This window comes from Verrucomicrobia bacterium S94, assembly GCA_004299845.1.
Taxonomy (GTDB): domain Bacteria; phylum Verrucomicrobiota; class Kiritimatiellia; order Kiritimatiellales; family Pontiellaceae; genus Pontiella.
This window is the reverse complement of record CP036201.1, coordinates 2,388,691-2,407,666: the sequence shown is the minus strand read 5'-3', so window position 1 is coordinate 2,407,666 and position 18,976 is coordinate 2,388,691. Positions and strand designations below refer to the sequence as shown.

Annotated in this window: 19 protein-coding genes and 1 pseudogene; 15 read left to right on the top strand and 5 right to left on the bottom strand. The window is 51.9% G+C overall.

Annotated elements, in window-relative coordinates; genetic code table 11:
- Window positions 1-10: 10 nt before the first annotated feature.
- The 12 genes and pseudogenes from EGM51_10315 (at window position 11) to EGM51_10260 (ending at window position 10,258) form a co-directional block, all read left to right on the top strand.
- On the top strand, window positions 11-412 hold the full coding sequence (locus EGM51_10315) for a 30S ribosomal protein S13 (GenBank protein ID QBG47765.1): 402 nt from the start codon (window positions 11-13) through the stop codon (window positions 410-412).
- A 25-nt stretch (window positions 413-437) separates the two neighbouring features.
- A complete protein-coding gene (locus tag EGM51_10310) occupies window positions 438-965 on the top strand; it encodes a 30S ribosomal protein S11 (GenBank protein ID QBG47764.1) in 528 nt (175 codons plus the stop codon).
- 117 nt (window positions 966-1,082) lie between these two features.
- A complete protein-coding gene (locus tag EGM51_10305; GenBank protein QBG47763.1) occupies window positions 1,083-2,087 on the top strand; it encodes a DNA-directed RNA polymerase subunit alpha in 1,005 nt (334 codons plus the stop codon).
- 27 nt (window positions 2,088-2,114) lie between these two features.
- Entirely contained in the window at window positions 2,115-2,537 is a 423-nt protein-coding gene (locus EGM51_10300) for a 50S ribosomal protein L17 (GenBank protein QBG47762.1), read from the top strand.
- Window positions 2,538-2,831: 294 nt separating this feature from the next.
- Window positions 2,832-3,833, top strand: a complete 1,002-nt coding sequence (locus EGM51_10295) for a phosphate acetyltransferase (GenBank protein QBG47761.1) — start codon at window positions 2,832-2,834, stop codon at window positions 3,831-3,833.
- Between the two features lie 19 nt (window positions 3,834-3,852).
- Window positions 3,853-5,048, top strand: a pseudogene (locus tag EGM51_10290) (acetate kinase).
- Between the two features lie 92 nt (window positions 5,049-5,140).
- Window positions 5,141-5,758 (top strand): hypothetical protein, encoded by a 618-nt coding sequence (locus EGM51_10285; protein QBG47760.1) that lies wholly within the window; start codon window positions 5,141-5,143, stop codon window positions 5,756-5,758.
- 204 nt (window positions 5,759-5,962) lie between these two features.
- Entirely contained in the window at window positions 5,963-8,380 is a 2,418-nt protein-coding gene (locus EGM51_10280; protein QBG47759.1) for a DNA translocase FtsK, read from the top strand.
- On the top strand, window positions 8,361-8,762 hold the full coding sequence (locus tag EGM51_10275) for a hypothetical protein (GenBank protein QBG47758.1): 402 nt from the start codon (window positions 8,361-8,363) through the stop codon (window positions 8,760-8,762). Before EGM51_10280 ends, EGM51_10275 begins: the two co-directional genes overlap by 20 nt.
- Complete coding sequence (locus tag EGM51_10270; protein ID QBG47757.1) at window positions 8,693-9,001, top strand: hypothetical protein; 309 nt, start codon at window positions 8,693-8,695, stop codon at window positions 8,999-9,001. The genes EGM51_10275 and EGM51_10270 overlap by 70 nt, the downstream gene beginning before the upstream one ends.
- Window positions 9,002-9,055: 54 nt before the next feature.
- The gene (gene pgsA / locus EGM51_10265; protein QBG47756.1) at window positions 9,056-9,634 is read left to right on the top strand and encodes a CDP-diacylglycerol--glycerol-3-phosphate 3-phosphatidyltransferase; all 579 of its coding nucleotides are present in this window, start codon (window positions 9,056-9,058) and stop codon (window positions 9,632-9,634) included.
- 12 nt (window positions 9,635-9,646) lie between these two features.
- Complete coding sequence (locus tag EGM51_10260; GenBank protein QBG47755.1) at window positions 9,647-10,258, top strand: hypothetical protein; 612 nt, start codon at window positions 9,647-9,649, stop codon at window positions 10,256-10,258.
- A 117-nt stretch (window positions 10,259-10,375) separates the two neighbouring features.
- Here EGM51_10260 and larE read toward each other — a convergent pair whose 3' ends face one another.
- The 5 genes from larE to EGM51_10235 are packed head-to-tail and all read right to left on the bottom strand — an operon-like array spanning window position 10,376 to window position 15,263.
- Complete coding sequence (gene larE, locus EGM51_10255) at window positions 10,376-11,167, bottom strand: ATP-dependent sacrificial sulfur transferase LarE (protein ID QBG47754.1); 792 nt, start codon at window positions 11,165-11,167, stop codon at window positions 10,376-10,378.
- Between the two features lie 17 nt (window positions 11,168-11,184).
- Window positions 11,185-12,663 (bottom strand): cobyric acid synthase, encoded by a 1,479-nt coding sequence (locus tag EGM51_10250; GenBank protein ID QBG47753.1) that lies wholly within the window; start codon window positions 12,661-12,663, stop codon window positions 11,185-11,187.
- Complete coding sequence (locus tag EGM51_10245; GenBank protein QBG47752.1) at window positions 12,660-13,643, bottom strand: iron ABC transporter permease; 984 nt, start codon at window positions 13,641-13,643, stop codon at window positions 12,660-12,662. The genes EGM51_10250 and EGM51_10245 overlap by 4 nt, the downstream gene beginning before the upstream one ends.
- Entirely contained in the window at window positions 13,640-14,425 is a 786-nt protein-coding gene (locus EGM51_10240; GenBank protein QBG47751.1) for an ABC transporter ATP-binding protein, read from the bottom strand. Before EGM51_10240 ends, EGM51_10245 begins: the two co-directional genes overlap by 4 nt.
- Complete coding sequence (locus EGM51_10235; GenBank protein ID QBG47750.1) at window positions 14,418-15,263, bottom strand: hypothetical protein; 846 nt, start codon at window positions 15,261-15,263, stop codon at window positions 14,418-14,420. Before EGM51_10235 ends, EGM51_10240 begins: the two co-directional genes overlap by 8 nt.
- 286 nt (window positions 15,264-15,549) lie before the next feature.
- On the opposite strand from EGM51_10235, the gene EGM51_10230 reads away from it, so the two are divergent.
- From EGM51_10230 to EGM51_10220, 3 genes are all read left to right on the top strand, one after another.
- The gene (locus tag EGM51_10230) at window positions 15,550-16,494 is read left to right on the top strand and encodes a LacI family transcriptional regulator (GenBank protein ID QBG47749.1); all 945 of its coding nucleotides are present in this window, start codon (window positions 15,550-15,552) and stop codon (window positions 16,492-16,494) included.
- Entirely contained in the window at window positions 16,491-17,600 is a 1,110-nt protein-coding gene (locus EGM51_10225) for a glycerate kinase (protein QBG47748.1), read from the top strand. Before EGM51_10230 ends, EGM51_10225 begins: the two co-directional genes overlap by 4 nt.
- A gap of 89 nt (window positions 17,601-17,689) precedes the next feature.
- Window positions 17,690-18,970, top strand: a complete 1,281-nt coding sequence (locus EGM51_10220; protein QBG49295.1) for a Gfo/Idh/MocA family oxidoreductase — start codon at window positions 17,690-17,692, stop codon at window positions 18,968-18,970.
- Window positions 18,971-18,976 lie beyond the last annotated feature (6 nt).

The window sequence follows — 18,976 nt, the reverse complement described above, 5'->3', positions numbered from 1 at the left end:
AGTTTAAGACATGCCACGTGTACTCGGTATAGACATCCCCGGTAAGAAGAAGCTGGAATACTCGCTTCGTTATATTTACGGCATTGGCCCGACCACTGCAGTTGAAATCTGCGAAAAGGCCAAGCTGGACCGCAATATGAAAGCAGATGATCTGAAGGATGAGGATATTCAGCGCCTTGTTGCTGTTCTTCAGAGCGATTATCGCATTGAAGGTGACCTTCGTCGTGAGGTTTCGGCGAATATCCGCCGTCTGATTTCTGTAGGTTCATATCGCGGTCGGCGTCATCGTGCCGGGTTGCCGGTTCGTGGACAGCGTACGAAAACCAATGCCCGTACCCGTAAAGGTGCGAAGCGTACCGTTGGTGTTGTTCGTGGTAAGGAAGCCCGTTCCGCCGCTAAAGCTGCTAAATAACGCGGCGTAAAGAAGGAATATTCCCATGGCAGAAGAAAAAGTTGAAGAAGTAAAAGAAGTGGTTGCATCTGCACCGGTTGCAGACGAAAAACCGGCAGCACCGGCTAAAGAGCAGGCTGAGGAAAAGAAATCCCGCCTGCCGACTGCAGCAGATCTGCTGGCCGATGAAGTCATTGAGCCGATCAAGCGTAAAAAAGGATCAAAGAATGTTCCGGTCGGTATCGCGTTTGTGAAAACTACATTCAATAACACTATTGTTTCCATTACGGATATGCGCGGTAACGTGATTTCCTGGTCGAGTGCCGGCCGGTGCAACTTCAAAGGTTCGCGGAAATCCACTGCTTTTGCGGCAACAACTGTTGCACAGGATGCCGCCCGTACAGCGATTAGCCACGGTATGTCTGAAGTTGAAGTGCGTGTGCAGGGTCCGGGAGCAGGACGCGAATCAGCCGTTCGTGCGCTTGCGTCGGCCGGTCTTTCTGTAACCTGTATTAAAGATACGACCGCCATTCCGCACAATGGTTGCCGTCCTCCGAAACGCCGTCGCGTTTAAGCAGGAAATTTGTTGTGTAATGCTTCCGTTTTTTTCGGGAGCATTGTTTTTGTAACTCAAAGTAATACTTAACACCATACGGTCCGGTTAATGCCCGGATCTGGGAGATTAAACATTATGCCTACTCGTCTCGGTCGATTCGAAATGCCGAAACAGGTTGTCAAAGACGACGCTGTTTCCACAGAAAACTACGGTAAGTTCTACGCGGAACCGTTTGAAGGCGGCTATGGCCGTACTATGGGTAACTCGTTGCGCCGTGTACTGCTGTCTTCATTGGAAGGTGCGGCGGTTTCATCGGTTAAAATCAAAGGTGCACCGCACGAATTCTGCAGTCTTGAAGGCGTAACAGAAGATGTGACCGACATTGTGCTGAACATCAAACAGTTGCTTTTTAAGAGTTATTCCAGAGACACGCAGATCGTTAAAGTCAAGGTGGAAGGCCCCGGTGAGGTTAAGGCCGGTGATATCCAGACCCCGGAAACGATTGAAGTGCTCAATCCCGATTTTGTGATCTGCACGCTTCAGGAAGACGGCGTGTTCGAAGCTGAGATGGAAGTTCGGATCGGACGTGGCTACTGCCCGGCTGAATTGAATAAAAAAGAAAATCAGGAAATCGGCGTGATTCCGATCGATTGTCTGTTTTCGCCGGTTCGTCGCGTAAAGTATGAAACGGAAAATACCCGTGTTGGCCGTCGTACCGACTACGATAAACTTGTGATTGAAATCTGGACCGACGGAAGGGTTACACCGGATGATGCGTTGACCATGTCTGCCGCGATTCTGCGACATCATCTCGATGTCTTTGTTTCGTACGACAAAGACCTGATTGAGTTTGAGGAAAGCGAAAAACAGATCGATATGGAGAAGGAAGAACTCCGTAAGAAACTGAATATCAGCGTCAATGAAATTGAACTCAGTGTACGTGCGGCCAACTGCCTGAATAACGCTAACATCACCACGGTTGGCGAACTTGCGCAGAAGACGGAAGCAGAGATGCTGAAATACAGAAACTTCGGTAAGAAATCGCTGAATGAAATCAAGGCGAAGATCCAGGAGATGGGGCTGTCGCTGGGAATGACCTTCGATGCAGACCTGCTTAAGGGTGTGTACTCTGAAGACTAATTTTTAAACTATCCAGAGGTTGGAACAATGAGACATCGTAAAAAAACAGTAAAACTGGGACGCACCAGCGCGCATCGTAATGAGCTGCTCGCAAACCTGGTCTGCGCGCTCATCGATAATAAACGCATCAAGACCACGGCACCGAAAGCGAAAGCTGCGCGTAGCCTGGCAGAAAAAATGGTTACGCTCGGTAAGAAGGGCACGCTTGCGGCACGCCGTCAGGCGATTTCAGTTCTGAAAAATGAAGGAGCGGTTAAAGAGCTCTTCGATTCAGTTGCGCCGACCTTCGAAAACCGTAACGGTGGCTATACGCGTATTATTAAGCTGGGACGTCGTATTTCCGACAGTTCTGAAATGGTACTGATCGAATGGGTCGATTCGATTGCAACGGCTGCTCCGGCGGTTGAGGAAGTACCGGTTGCGGAAGAAGAAGTGGCTGCTGCAGAATAAAATGAGATAGAAGCGAATCTGAAGAACCTCGTTGCTTTTCAGCAGCGGGGTTTTTTTTGTATTCAGAAAAACTGTGGTGGGTGGAATACAGATAATTTTTGATCTTCCGGATAACATATTTTTTCGTTTATCGGTTGAAATGATATTTTTTTAGTTTTTTAAGGAGGCTTAAAACCGGATATAGCTTCGAAATCTGTAAAATTGAATTGCTTGAAAAAACCGAAGTGATAGTTTTGCGGATATTTTTGCAAAATTCGGGGATGCATAAACTAAACCACATGGGGAATAGATATAATGGCCAGAAGCGCATTTATTCAGCAAATTATTGATGCTGCAAAACTTAAGAATAAAAATATAGTGTTGCCTGAGGGTGGCGATGAACGAGTCTGTGAGGCGGCTCATATTATCAGTCAGGAGGGTATCGCTTCGGTTACTCTGCTCGGAAAAGTTTCTGACATTCAGGAACGTTTTGCTTCCAGAGGGTGGAAACTCGATGGCATCACGGTCATTGATCCCGAAACTTCGGATCGGTTACAGGAATATGCGGATGCTTTTTACGAAATGCGCAAGGCAAAGGGGATTACGCCGGAGCAGGCGCTTGAAACCGTAAAACAGGTTTCTTATTTCGGTACGATGATTATGCAGGCGGGCGATGCAGACGGCATGGTTTCAGGTGCGGCACATTCGACGGCCGATACGGTACGTCCTGCCCTACAGGTCATTAAAGCCGCTAAAAAGGGCGGCACAGTTTCCAGTTTCTTCCTTGAGTGTGTGAACGGGGTGCCATATGTATTTTCCGATTGCGGACTGGTGGAAGATCCCGATGCGGATCAGCTTTCGCAGATTGCTGTGCAGAGCGCAAATTCTGCGATTCAGTTTGGTATCCCGCCGATGACGGCAATGCTTTCCTATTCCACGTACGGGTCGGCAAAAAGTCCGCTGGTTGAAAAAGTGCAGGAGGCAACGAAGCTGGCTAAGCAGCGTGTGCAGGATGAATGTCCGGATAAAGGCATTGTCATCGATGGTGAACTGCAGCTTGATGCGGCCATTGTTCCTGCCGTGGCGGCGAAGAAAGCTCCGGAAAGTCCGCTTGGCGGAGAAGCGCGCGTGCTTATTTTCCCGGATCTGAATGCAGGAAATATTGCATATAAGATTGTTGAGCGTATGGCCGGTGCGGAGGCGTTTGGGCCGTTGCTGCAGGGGCTTAATAAGCCGGTGAATGATCTCTCCCGCGGTTGCTCTGTTGAGGATATTGTGGGCGTTGCGGCAATTACCGTTCTGCAGGCGGGCGAATAATTTTACGGGGATTAAACTAATGAAAATTCTGGTAATCAATTCCGGTTCCTCTTCCATTAAATTCAAACTTTATGACGCCCGTGATTCCGATGAGCAGTTCCGGGCGTTGTGTGAGGGGCAGGCGGACCGTATCGGCATTGATGGATCAACTCTGTCCTATGCAAAAGGGGATGAACCGAAGGAAAAATTCTTTATTGATCTGGCTGACCATAAAGTGGCCATTGATGCCATTCTGAAAAAACTGACTGATGCCGAAGTCGGTGTACTGTCCGGTCTCGAAGAGCTTGGTGGTGTAGGTCATCGCGTGGTGCACGGGGAGAGGATTTTACCGGTTCTGTGGTCGTTGATCGGGATGTGATCAAAGCCATTGAGCGCAACTCCATGCTGGCACCCCTGCACAATCCGCCGAATCTGATGGGGATCAAGGCTATGGCATCGCTGCTGCCGGATATGCCTCAGGTTGCAGTATTCGATACCGCCGTTCATCAGTCGATGCCGAAAAAGGCCTACATGTATGCATTGCCGCGTGCGCAGTATAAGGAATATAAAATCCGCAAATACGGATTTCATGGAACGTCTCACGGTTATGTGGCTCAGAAGGCGGCGGAGGTGCTGGGCAGAGATCTGAAAGAATTGAAGATCATTACTTGTCATCTGGGGAACGGCGGGTCGCTGGCGGCCTTTATGGACGGGGTTTCTGTGGATACCTCTATGGGGTTCACTCCGCTTGACGGTATCATTATGGGTACACGTTCCGGCACGCTGGATCCGTATGTGCCGCTGCATATTATGGAATCGCAGGAACTGTCGCCGGCACAGGTCAGTACTATGATGAACAAACAGGGCGGTCTGCTGGCTATTTCCGGTCGGAGCGATATGCGCGATAATGTTCAGGGTGCGGAGGAGGGCGATGCCGACTGCATGCTGGCTATAGAAATGTTCTGCTATAGTATTCAGAAATATATCGGGTCCTATGCGGCGGCGATGAACGGAGTGGACTGTATTGTCTTTACCGCTGGTGTCGGTGAAAACAATGCGATGCTGCGCGAAAAGATTCTGGAGAATTTCAGTTTTATCGGGGTGGAAGTGGATACCGCTAAAAACAATGCGAACGAAACGGTGCTGACGACGGAAAGTTCAAAAGTCACTGCACTGAAAATCCATACGAATGAAGAGCTCGTGATTGCGCTGGATACCTATAACCTGATTAAGTGATTCGCAGTTTTCTGTTTGGTGAAGGGCGGCTTCGGCCGTCCTTTTCTTTTTATCAGTGTTCATCGTAGTAAATCTGTGCTTCACTGTTTTTTATGAGTGAAACGATTAAAAAAACATCCGCCTATGTCTGGTTCGATGCCGAATTTACTTCGCTCGATCTGGAAAACGCACGGCTTTTACAGGTTGCTGCGATTATTACCGATACCGAGTTGAACCGTCTGCATCCTCAATCGGCCGATCTCAACCTTTGCATCCGGCTTGATGCGGAGGAGCAGGTCAGTGAGTGGGTGGAGGAACATCTTTCGGAGCTGCTGGCCCGGTGCCGGTCGGAAGAGGCGGTGACCGTTGCAGAGGCGGATCGCCGGATTGCGGAAATGCTGGACGAATATGCCGGAACCCCTTTTGATGCCATTTCTGACCGGCCGGTGCTTGCCGGCAACAGCGTGCACAACGACTGGGTGCTGATGCGGCGATTTCTTCCCATGTTCGGAAGCCGGCTTCATTACCGTCTTCTGGACGTCTCGACCATTAAAATACAGTGGATGGACCTCAAAGGGCAGGCAGCATTCGATAAGGACAATGTGGAGCTGCTGAGTCGGTATTTCCCGGAAGCGGGAATTGATGCCGCCAACGCGCACGATGCATTGTTTGACATCAAAGCTTCTATCGCTGAGCTGGCGTATTACCGGACTCAGCTGTTTACTCGTTGAATCATGGTTCCTCCGATCATAGTTGTGTGCGGTCCGGGAGTCTGATTCATCAATTTTCCGGAAAGGAGAATTGAGCTTTTTCCAGCAGTTTCCTTCAATGCACAGTTGGAGTTGCAGGGTAGGTTCGTTGCCGTTGTACGGCAGGATTTTAATTAGGTATTTCTTAGTTTTGATTTGAGCAGGGCGCTTCTCTATATTCCGGCAATGGCAAAGACAAAGACAGAAGAGCCGACGCGTTCCGTCTGGCGTGAGATTTCCGGGGTGCTGATTGCACTGATCGGTCTGATGATTCTTTTAGGTATTCTGACCTATAAACCCGACCAGATTGCAAAGTTTACGAATAATCCGAACTGGAGCAATAACCTGATCGGCATTTTCGGTGCAAAAGCGGCGTTTTTTTCATTCATGTATTTTGGGGTGGCCGGTCTGTTTATTCCTTTTGGCATCATCTGGGTCGGTATTTCTGCGTTATTGTGGTCGGCTCGGAAAATTTTTCCGAAACTGCTTTGGTTTATTCTGGCATTGTTCTGTCTGGCCGGTCTGGCCGATATGAATGAACAGTTCTGGATGGACTGGGTTGAAGCGCATAACATCGGAACGCCGGGCGGCCTGATGGGTGAAGTGCTGGCGCAGCGTTCGGTAGGATTCTGGATCGGTTATGTCGGAGCAGGTATCGTATTTTTTGTGCTTGGGTTCATTGCCGTTGTCCGCATGTTTGACCTTCAGATTGTCGAACTGTGCAAACTGATCTGGGAGAAAATCCAGACTCTGAAGCTTGAAAAACCGAGCGAAGAAGAGGTCTTTGAGAAGAAACCTGCAAAAGGGGTGAAACCTAAAGCTTCGCCGAAGCCGGAAGCGAAACCGAAACGGGTCCGTAAACCGCGCAAACCCCGGCCCGAGCCTGTGGCCGCAGAACCGGCCGCTAAAGCGTCTGCTGAATCGGATATCGATATCCGGGCTTTGGTAGAGGAACATCAGAAACGTGTTGCAAAGGTTGAGGAGGAAAAAACTTCAGCACCGAAACCGAAAGCGAAATCCAGGGCTGGAAAAGAGAAGGCTGCTGAAGATCGTGCGTTTTCCAGCACTCTCGAAGCTGATACGCACAATTATAAACTGCCTCCTTTGAGTCTACTCGATCCTGCCGTTCCGCAGGCTAAAGGGATGTCGGCTTCTGAAGTTGCCGACACGGCACAGGTGCTGCAGAACACGCTTGAGGAATTCGGTGTGGAGGCCAAAGTGACCGGCGTGCAGCAAGGTCCGGTGGTTACCTGCTATGAAATTCTGCCGGCACCGGGTGTGCGTGTCGAACGCATCAAAAATCTGGCCGATAATATTGCTCTGAAAATGCATGCGGAGAGCATTCGTATTCAGGCTCCAATTCCTGGAAAAGGAGTGTGCGGCGTCGAGGTTCCGAATACGGCCCGGGCATCGGTATTTTTCCGCGACATGATCGAGAGCGCTGAGTTTCAGAACGGGAAGAGTGCTCTGCCGCTGGTGCTGGGAAAAGATGTCAGTGGCGAAACGATGGTGTTCGATCTCGCGAAAATGCCGCATCTGCTGATTGCCGGTGCGACGGGGGCCGGTAAATCGGTCTGTATGAATTCCATTCTTACCGGTCTGCTTATGAAGCATTCGCCGGATGATCTGCGGATGATTCTGGTTGACCCGAAAACCGTGGAGTTTCATCAGTACAACAACCTGCCGCACCTGGTGGTTCCGGTGATTACGAATGCTAAAAAAGTGGCCCTGGGGCTTAAATGGGCGATTGATGAAATGGAACGGCGTTTTAAATGGTTCCGTCAGGCCGGAGTACGTGATCTGCCGGGATTTAATGCACGCACGGTGGCCAAACAGGAAGAGCTTTTCGGTGAGGAAGTTGTGACCGATCCGGATAAAAAGAAGGCGGATCTTCCGGATAAACTGCCCTATATTGTGATTGTGATCGACGAGCTTGCTGACCTGATGGCGGTGGCGCAGGCTGAAATTGAGGCGGGTATTGCCCGCCTGGCTGCGAAGTCCCGTGCGGCGGGTATTCATATGATTCTGGCAACGCAGCGGCCGGATGTGAAAGTCATTACGGGGACGATTAAAGCCAATTTTCCGGTGCGCATTGCCTTTAAGGTTTCGCAGAAGGTCGATAGCCGCACGATTCTTGACCGTATGGGGGCCGACTCTTTGTTGGGCAAAGGCGATATGCTCGTATTGCCGCCGGGATCCGATAAGCTGATCCGTTCGCAGGGCGCATTTACCAGCGATGCTGAAATTGATAATGTAACGAATTTCTGGAAGGAGCAGAGTCAGCCGGAGTTTATTACGGAAATTCATGAAAAAATTGAAAAGCCGACCACGGATCTGCCGGAAATGGATGATGGCGGGGACGAAGAGATTATCGAACAGGCGCTGGAGGTGATCCGCCAGACGAAACGGGCCTCGACCTCTTCGCTGCAGCGCCGGCTGCGCATCGGTTACACCCGCGCTGCGCGGGTGATGGACCAACTTGAAGAGCGCGGGATTATCGGACCGCCGGACGGCGCCGGGCCGCGCGAAATTCTGATTGATTTAGACGGGGAAATTCCCCGGAACACAGGAGCAATAGAAGACGATGGAACAAGCGAGTCTTAATATAGGAACCATCGGGCAGCGGCTGGAAGCCGCCCGCCAGGCCAAGGGCGTCACGGTCTCTGAGGCCGGACAGGCCACTAAGATCCTGTCGAAATTCATCGAGGCGATGGAGCATGATGATTTCGGTGCGTTGTCGGCCCCGGTTTATGCAAAAAGTTTTATTCGGATGTATGCCCAGTATCTGGGGCTTGATGCTGCGCCTCTGGTGGAAGAATACATTAAACAGCATGCCCCGAAAACCAAGTTGAAGCTGACCGACGAAGCCCGTAAGAATCTGGCTAAAGCGGACCGAGTTCCGGGGGAAGGCGGGGGATGCAGGAAGCAACGTCACCTTCGCTTTCGAGATCCGGCGGAGGGGCCCGTGCGGTATTCGGCGAAGTGAATGCCGCGATAACCAATCTTTCAGGAAACGGGATTCCGTTGAAGCTGATCGGCTCCGTTATCGGTGGCCTGTTGCTGGTTGGAATTATTGTGCTTTCTGTCTCGCAGTGTTCCGACGAGGAAACTGCCGAACCTACGGCTGCGGGCGGTGCCGTTTCGATAGAGCATGAACTGATTACGGACGGGGTGCCTGATGCTTTTCTGGCCAAACCTGGTGTGGTTGAAACGGATACTAAATAATCGTACGGAATTGGATGTAACGACGATCCGGAAATCCATAAATTCAGGATAACTATGAAAAGCCTCCCGAACCATCTGACTGTAAGCCGCTTCTGGATGACTGCCGTAATGATGGTCTGTCTGAGCATTGAGTTTGAACATGCTGCCAATCAGACGATCGCATATATCGCCGCGCTGGCCATTTTTATTCTGGCGAGTGTGACCGATGCGCTTGATGGCTATCTGGCCCGGAACTTTTTCGGGGTGACATCTTTCGGTAAGCTGATGGATCCGCTGGCCGATAAGGTGCTGGTTTCTGCCGCATTTATCGGATTTGTTGAACTGGGCAGTATTGCGGCCTGGATGGTGGTGCTGATCATCGCCCGCGAATTTATGGTGACCGGTCTTCGGCTGCTGATGATTGAAAAGGGGATTGTGATGCCGGCGGGGCCGTGGGGGAAAATCAAAACCACCGTCCAGATGGTGGCGATCAGTCTCTACTTTTTCGGTCTGATCTGGGAGTCACCCTGGCTCCCAATGCCGGGAACAGTTTTTGCCTGGTGGCTCGGTATGGGGGCTGCTGTAATTACAGCCTGGTCGGGCGTGGTTTATTTCTGGCAGCAGCGGCATACGATCTGGGAGAAGGAAGGCTGAGGATGATCTGCCATGGGACGTAATAATGTGGAAAACTGGCGCGTGCAGAAATGTGCGAAAAACTGTGCGGTTTGCGGGCGGGAATTTGAAGATAAAGAACAGCTTTTCTCCAAACTTATTTTCGATGAAGGCCAGTATGTCCGTCAGGATCTTTGCAGCGCTTGCTGGGATAAAAAGGATCCCGGCCTGAGTTCCTGGAAAACCACGTTTATTGTCCCGCCGCCACCGGAAGAGGAGGCGGTCAAAAAAGAAAATGCGGAATCCCTTCTGCGTCGTCTTATGGCGAAGGAGAATGAGGAGGATCTGGCCGCAATTTTCATTCTTACCGTGATGCTCGAACGAAAGAAAATTCTTGTGGAACGCGATGTTCGCAAAGGCGAGGACGGGCAGCGGCTGCGTATTTATGAGCACAAAAAGACCAATGAAAGTTTCATGGTGCTCGATCCGGAACTGAAACTTGATGAACTGGAGTCCGTACAGGAACAGGTTGTGGCTCTGCTCAGCGGTCATATTCCGGAAGATGATGCGGCGGATATTCCGCTTAAAAACCGGAAAGTGCGGTCGGTCCGTCGTCCCCGGCTGTGGAAACGCCGCCGCTACTCCATTCGCTGGTGTGCGCCTTAAAACGATCCGTTTTTTTTTAACCAATTCCGTTTTCAGTTTCAGGGTAAGGCGGGATTGTAGCGATTTTTACTTTTCCGTAACTGATTGGCGGCCTTTCAGTCATTCCCGCCGGTATTTTCAGGCACTTGATCCCATGGTGTAACCGCTGAGGTCGAGCGTGACAAAGCGGTAGCCGGTTTTTTTAATGGCATCCACAAGTTCGATGCGTTCATTCATAATTTTGTCAAAATCGGCCGGATCAATTTCAATCCGGCATAGATCGTCGTGATGACGTATCCGATATTGTGAATAGCCGCGGGCGCGCAGGATGGCTTCCGCTTTTTCGACTTGGGTCATGGCTTCGAGTTCAATACGCGTTCCGGTCGGGAAGCGGGAGCCAAGGCAGGCGAAGGAGGCTTTTCCGGCGGTAGGCAGTCCACGTCGTTCACTGAGAATACGAATCTCTTTTTTATAAAGTCCGGCATTCTGGAGCGGGGCAATGACACAATGATTGGCGGCTGCCTGTGTGCCGGGGCGGACATCGCCTTTGTCATCTTCGATCGCACCGTGAGCCAGTACAATATCGCCGAACTCGGAAAGAATCATTTCCATTTTGGTAAAGAGTTCGTTTTTGCAGTGGAAGCAGCGGTCGCCTTTGTTGGCCAGATAGTCATCCTTGAGATGCTCTTCTGTTTTGATTACGCGAAGGTTCCATCCGCGATCCGTGGCAATCTGGATGGCTTCCTGCAGTTCTTTCCGTGGAATCGATGGCGAATCGGCAATGACCATCATCGCATTCCGGCCAAGCGCTTCGTGGGCCACATCGGCCAGATAGGTGGAATCCACGCCGCCCGAATAGGCGACGGCGATGGAACCGTAGGATTTTAATTCATTGAGCAGTGCCTGCTCTTTTTCGTCGATCAGATTCATGGGAATACGGTAACAGTTCAGCGTGAAAAGGCGATATCAATCAGCTTTTCCATATTCAGATATTTTTCAAAATGCGCTGCCAGCAGATCATATTGCTGCTGCTTGAATGCGGCGGCGGTCTGGATCTCTTCGGGACAGTAATCAGGTTCGAGTTTTTGCAGAAACCAGTTGCGGAATTCGGGATGGTCGAAAAGACCATGGAAATAGGAACCCATGATTTTTCCGTCATTGGATACCGCGCCGTCGGTTCCGCCGGCCTGTTTTCGATTACGGCTTTCAATATGGATAAACGGTTCGGTGTTGCCCAGGGAAGTCTGTCCCATGTGAATTTCATACCCGTCTATTGCAGTTCCGTCGGCCAGTTTCCCCCGGGTACGGAACAGCTGTTTTTCTTTTTCCAGTATGGTCTCAATATCGAGCAGTCCGAAGCCTCCGGAGGTTCCGGGCTTCCCTTCGACGCCATGCGGGTCGGCGATGGTGCGGCCGAGCATCTGAAAGCCGCCGCAGATGCCGAGAACGGTTCCTTCAAAATTACGGATCGGTTTTCCCCATTCTTCGCTGTAAAGCCATTGAAGATCGAAACGGACGTTCTTGGTTCCGGGCAGAATCAGCGCGTCGTAGCCGTCGAGATTCCGGGGCCGGGAGAGGTAGTGGAAGCGGATGGCGTCGTTGCGGATAAGCGGATTGAAGTCGGTGAAATTTGAAATATGCGGGAGTTGGATGCAGGCTATATTGATTTTTCCGGCGACGGGGCCGTTGGGGGGATCAACCACGGTTTCCAGTGGAAGGCCGTCTTCGGAGTCGATTTCAATATGCCGGAAATAAGGGATCAGTCCGAGCACGGGCAGTCCGGTCTGTTTTTCCAGATAGCGGATGCCGTCATCGAACAGCGCGGTATCGCCTCGGAATTTATTGATGATAAAACCGGCGACCCGTTTCCGGTCTTCGGGCGGCATCACGGCGAGTGAACCGATGATCTGGGCGAAGACGCCGCCGCGATCAATGTCGGCCACGAGAAATACCGGAGCGTCAGCGACGTGGGCGGTTTCAAAGTTTACGAAATCGCGTGGGCGCAGATTGACTTCTGCGCACGATCCGGCTCCTTCAATGAGCACCAGTTCATAGGCATTTTTCAGCTTTTCCAGAGATTGGAATGCGGGTATACGGATTTTTGAAGTGTCCTTGAAATAGTCGGCCGCCAAAGCGCTTCCAACGGCTTTGCCCTGAAGGACAACCTGTGCGCCGGTATCGGAGCAGGGTTTGAGCAGGACGGGGTTCATGTCGGTATGGGGTTCGATTCCGCAGGCTTCGGCCTGCACCACCTGAGCGCGGCCCATTTCGCCGCCTTCGAGGGTGACGTAGGAGTTGTTCGACATGTTCTGTGCTTTGTAGGGGGCAACGGAACAGCCGCGGTTTCTGAAAATGCGGCCAAGTGCGGTGACGACAATGCTTTTCCCTACGTCGGAGCCGGTACCGAAAATGGCGATGGTACTCATAGGTCCAGTCCACTTTTCCGGTTGAGCAGCAGAATAATGAAAAAGGGGCCGCCGAGCAGGGCGGTGAGTACGCCGACGGGCAGCTCCGCACCGGATGTCAGACCGGACAGCATGCGGGTGGCGGTATCGCACAGGACCAGAAACAGGCCGCCGAACAGAAAAACGGCGGGAGTGAGGATGCGGTGGTCGGCACCGAAGATTAAACGGCAGATGTGCGGGGACATCATCCCGACAAATCCGATCGGCCCGCAGACGGCCACCACGCCGCCGACCATGAGCGATGCCGCGAGAAAGATCAGTTTTTTTACCAGACCGGTATTTACGCCGCGGCTGATGGCGATATCTTCGCCGACCATGAACAAGTTCATCTCCCGCGTGAGCAGTGTCAGAATTACGCCGCCGCTGAAAAGAAACGGCAGGAGATTGATGAGCTGGCTATAGCCGGCGGTTGAAAGGGTTCCCATCATCCAGTGCACAATGCGGAAAGAGTGGCTGAGTCCGCTGAGGTATTGGATGAACAGGATCAGACTGGAAAAGAAAAAACTGATGGCAATACCGGAAAGCAGCAGCGTCGGCGTAGAGAAACCGCCTTTAAGCCGGGTCAGGCCGTAAACCAGCAGAATGGACAGCAGCGCACCGATGAAGGCTGCCAGAGATACGGCGGAGATTCCGAGAAGGGAGAACGCGAAGCCGAGTCGGATGAAAACGGCGGCCCCCAGTGCGGCGCCGCTGGAGACTCCGAGTGTGAACGGCGTGGCCAGCGGATTGCGGAAGAGGGCCTGAAAGGCCATGCCGCTGAGTGCAAGCATAGCCCCTGTGCTGAATGCGCAGAGTACACGCGGCAGCCGAATGTTCATCAGAATTTCCCGTTCCTGTCCGCTGGCATTGATCGGGATAAACTCCATGCCCTGCAACGGTGAAAGCACAAGAATACCCAGTGTAATGAGCGTCAGCAGCAGCAGTTTTATCAACGGCTTCATGCCTTGCCTCCGGTGATGATCAGGGGGAGGGGGTGTGCGGGGGAGGGGGCACTGATAAACGAGGTATTGTAGATTTTCTGAAGCGTCTCTGTATCGGTTGCTTCCTTTGCGGTGCCCATAAAAACAATGGCTCCCTCTCTGAGGGCAATCACCTTGCTGCTGCAGGCTGCGGCCATATTAATGTCGTGGTGAACCGCGATAATGGTCCGGCCATGATCCTGACAGGCTGTCTTCAGGATGGTGGAGACATCGGCCTGATGTTTGTAGTCGAGAAAGGTCGACGGTTCATCAAGTAGAAGGATTTTTGTGTCTTGAGCCAATGCCGCCGCAATAAAGGCCATCTGCCGTTCTCCACCACTGAGCGAATTCAGTCTTCGCTTGCGGAAAGCCTGGATGCCGGTGCGTTCCAACGCATTGTCGATCGCAGAAAAATCATCCTTGGTCATGGTGGTGAATGCGGAGATATGCGGATAGCGGCCGGTGGCCACCAGTTCCTCGACGGTAAGCGGATTCATACGTCCTTCAGCTTGCGGGACATAACTCTGCAGTTTCGCAATGTCGCGATGAGTCAGGTTTTTTGTGTCCTGTCCGCCAATGGAAATTGAGCCTTTCCAGTCTTTGTAAATTCCGGCCAGGCATTTGATCAGAGTGGTTTTTCCGGCTCCGTTGGGGCCTATAATGGAAACGTATTCACCTTCGGCTGCATCGAAGGAGATGTGTTTCAGTATGCTGTTCCCCGAGAGCTCTACGGAAAGGTCCTGTATCTGAAGGATTTTATTCATTATTTGTCAGAATATCCTTAAAATCGGAGAGAATCCGGGTGAAGCGCGGCCCCGGGATGCAGGTGTAATCTCCGGTGAGAACATAAATACGGTTATGGCGGACGGCGGAGATGCCGGCATAATCTTTCCATGTTTCCGGTGGGTTTTCCGGCGCTTCGGTTCCCGGAGCCATTTGAATGATGATATCCGGATTGAGCCGTATTACCGCTTCTTTAGAAAGCGTTGAAAAGGCCAGCTTGTTTGAAATGACATTGATACCGCCGGCGAGTTCGAGCAGTTCGTGATGCAGACAGTCGGCACCGAATGCAAAGATCTGTTCAATCTGGGTCGGATCCCCGCCGAAGGTAATCAGCACGCGCGGTGCATTATTCGGTTTCCGGATGCCGGCAATCTGTTCGCGGATCTGTGCGGTCAACGCTTCGGCAGCCGCTGCTACTCCACAGGCATCGCCTATAGTCTGAATAGAACGGATGATGTCAGCCATATGTTCCGTGCCGGTTTCGAGATAAGGGATTCCGAGGTCCGTGAGCCGGTTTTTCTCGGATTCATAATTGTGGTGCAGGATCACAAGGTCAGGACGGAGCGATACAATCGCCTCGAAATTGTACTGGCCGAATCCGCCGACCCGGGGGATTTGTTTTGCCTCTTCCGGCCAGAGACAGTAGGTGGTTGCTCCGACGATGCGGTCGCCGAGTCCAAGAAGGTAGAGTGATTCGGTGATGTCCGGCGCAAGCGAGATAATACGTTTGGGCACGCTGTTGAGCCCGGCAGGGGGCTGCCGGCTGCACCCCGCGCAAAGGGCGAACATACAGGCCAGAAAATGGAATCGTTTCATCATGAGTCAAAACATAAACCATAGATGGTTTTTCGTAGCTTGAAAAGCGTCATGCGGTGACCTCTTAGGGGGATGGGCGAAATCCTGTGGAATGGAAATGCGTTAATATTTCACACATTAGAATGTGTGAGATTTAAAAAATTAATCTATTCCGTATTGAAATTAATTTCATACATTCGAATGTATGAAAAATAAGGGATTGCGATTCTGCGGTGAGGATAGGGTTTGGGGCAATAGTCTTGCTTTATTTTTTCCGGGAACCAGAATCTCAAATATTTGAGGTGCACAAATGGCGGTGAGTCAGAAACAGATTGCTGAACGGGTTGGAGTATCGATTGCGCTGGTTTCGCGCGTGTTGTCGGGAAAGGCCCGCGAAGTCGGAATTGCAGCTGCAACCATTGAAAAAGTGATGCGGGCGGCGGAGGAGATGGGCTATGTGCCGAGTGCTGCGGCGTTGACGTTGAAGGGGAAGGGGTCGCGTACGATTGGTGTGGTGGTTTATGATTTCCGGGATCCTTTTTTCGGACCGATTATTGAAAAACTGCAGGATTGCGCACATGAGCAGGATTATTCTTTGGTAATTGCGGGGTTCAAAGGGCGTCATCCGGATCCCTCGGATTTGGCTCCGCTTCACAAGCATGCGATTGACGGCCTTATTGTGCTGGGTTCGTCGGAGCGGTCGGAATGGTTGAATGCATTTAGTGGAATGCCGGTTGTCCGGATTGGTCATCGTTCGGGGGAGGAGCCGGGCACATGTATTTCGGTGGATGAAGAGGATGCGGCGCGTCAGCTGCTGGAGCATCTGATTTTCAGAGGGTGGACGCGCGGGTTTTTTATCGGGGCTAATCTGTATGGTCATTTCGTGCGGTTTCAGGCGTTTGAAAAAGTGGCAGCGGAGCTGGACTTTTCTCTGAAACGTCATATTTGGACGATGGATGGGTTTGAGGCGGGTGAGCAGTCGGTGAAATCGCTGGGAGACGATACGGCGGCACTGATCTGTGCGAATGATCCGGTGGCGATGGGGGCGTTGCGAGCACTGTATGATTCGGGCCGGAGGATGCCGGTGACCGGGTTCGATGATATTCCTGCGGCGGCTCAGTTTATTCCGCCGCTCACAACGTATCATCAGCCGATCAGCGAGATGGTCCGGCAGGCTTTCAATGCGGTGGTGAAGAAGAGTGAACCTCAGCGTAAATTCATTAAAGGCAATCTGATTGTACGGAGTTCATCATGAAAATTGTGGTCGCACCTGATTCATTTAAGGGCAATATGCGCAGTGCCCGGGTCTGTGAGATTGTAAAGCAGGCTATTCTGACAGAAATGCCGGTTGCTGAAGTGATCACATTGCCGATGGCTGATGGAGGTGAGGGGACGGTTGATGCCGTGGTTGAGGCGACGGGCGGCTGTTTTCGGGTGTTGGAGGTTTCGGGGCCGCTGGGTGATCGGATAGAGGCCCGCTATGGAATTCTCCCGGATGGTACTGCGGTCATGGAGATGGCGGCGGCTTCGGGCATTGAGCTTGTTCCGGAGGGGAGGTTGGATCCGATGGAGGCGACTACGTACGGAACGGGTGAGCTGCTGCGGCATCTGATTGCTGAGGGTCATGATTCCATTGTGATGGGGATTGGCGGGAGTGCAACGGTGGATGGAGGTGCCGGAATGGCTCAGGCTCTGGGTTTTCAGTTCCGGACGGCGGAGGGAGAAGTCATTCTCGAACGGGGTGGAAAAATTCTTCCAATGATTGGATCTGTAGATAAACGGAATATTCTTCCGGGATTGGAACATACAAGAATTCGTGTGGCCTGTGATGTGACGAATCCGTTGACGGGAGCTGATGGCGCAGCGGCAATATTCGGACCGCAGAAGGGGGCTTCTCCCTCCATGGTGAAGCAACTGGATGAGGGGCTGGCGAACCTAAGGAATATTGTGGGCGTTGCGGAGGCGCCGGGCGATGGTGCGGCTGGCGGTCTGGGCTATGGTCTGCGGGTATTCTGTGGAGCCGAAATTGTTTCCGGAGCGCATCTGATTGCAGAAACCGTGGGACTGTCGGACGCTTTGGCGGGGGCTGATCTTCTGATTACCGGAGAAGGGCGGACGGATGGGCAGTCGCTTTCGGGAAAGCTGTGTCCGGTGATTGCGGGTATGGCCCGGGAGCGGGGGGCGAAAAGTATGCTGATTTCCGGTGCGCTTTCCGGTGACATGGATCTTTTTCTTGAGGTGTTTGACTATGCATTCAGTATCTCGGCGGGCCACTCTTCGATGGCGGCCTGTATCGAACATGCTCCGGAGGATCTTCGGTTTCTTGTCCGGAATCTGATGCGGATTTCGTCCAAGTCTTAGAGTATTAAATACAAGATTTAAGGGCGTTATTTGCGTAGAACTGAAAACCTCGAAAAATCGAGTTTTCAAGAAAGGGTATGATGATGAGTATGAAGACGACTATGTCGCGTAAAAACTTTTTACGCACTTCTGCCATGGGCGCGGCGGCTGTAGCCGCCCCGACGGTGATCCCGTCGAGTGCCATGGGTTTTTCAGGTTTCACTGCTCCGAGCAACCGTCTCGCGTTCGGTTTTGTTGGTTTCGGCCTCATTGTGCAGGGGCATTTCAGAGGCATTCTGGATCGCAAGGATTGTCAGGTTCTGGCGGTGTGCGATGTTGACCGCAAGAAGCGTGAGACCGCACGTGACCGGGTGAACGATAAATACGGAAACAAAGACTGCGAGTGTTACAACGAGCATGAAAAGATCATGGAACGGGATGATATCGATGCTGTTTATGTAACGACGCCGGATCACTGGCATGTTCCGATTTCGCTGGATGCGGTTCGTTCCGGTAAAGATGTGTATGTGGAAAAACCGATGAGTCTTACCATTCGGGAAGGGCGTATTCTGGCCGACGCGGTAAAGCGCTACGGTGCTGTGTTACAGGTAGGCAGTCAGCAGCGTTCGGAATACTCATTCGGTAAAGCGGTGGAGCTGGTCCGTAACGGTTATATCGGCAAAGTTCATACGGTCTACGCTCGTTTGAACCGTTTCCCGGACGGTGTGGTGCTGCCGGAAGAACCGATTCCGGACGGATTTGATTATGATCGCTGGCTGGGGCCGACCCCGTGGTATCCTTATAACAGAAAGCGTGTTGAGGGGAATTACAGCGGCGGATGGCGTTCCTATTGGGAATACGGTGCCCGTAAAAACGGCGACTGGGGAGCACATCATTATGATATTATTCAGTGGGCGCTCGGTATGGATCATTCCGGACCTGAGTTTTTCTTCCCGCAAGGATACGATGATTCCGGGTGCCAGGGTTATAAATACAAGGACGGGCCTATTGTTTATCGCGATTTCCCGAATCAGAAATTCGGCTCGATGATTGAGTTTTACGGTGACAAGGGCGCCATTGGTGTCGGGCGCGGCGGTGATCTGAAGTCGGATCCGGGGGATATCAAAAATATTCCGCTGAAACCGCAGGATGCCCATCTGGGTGCGTATGAAGGGCATCGGGAGAATTTCCTGAATGCGATCAAAACGCGTAAAAGTACCATCGCTAATGTGGAGGTCGGTCACCGTACGGCCACGATCTGCCATCTGAGTGCGATTTCGGAGCGGTTGAACCGTACGATTAAATGGAATCCGGAAACGGAAGAGATTATCGGCGATGCTGAGGCCTCAAAATGGCTGGATCGTCCGCGTCGTGCACCCTACACCCTGTAAAGCGAA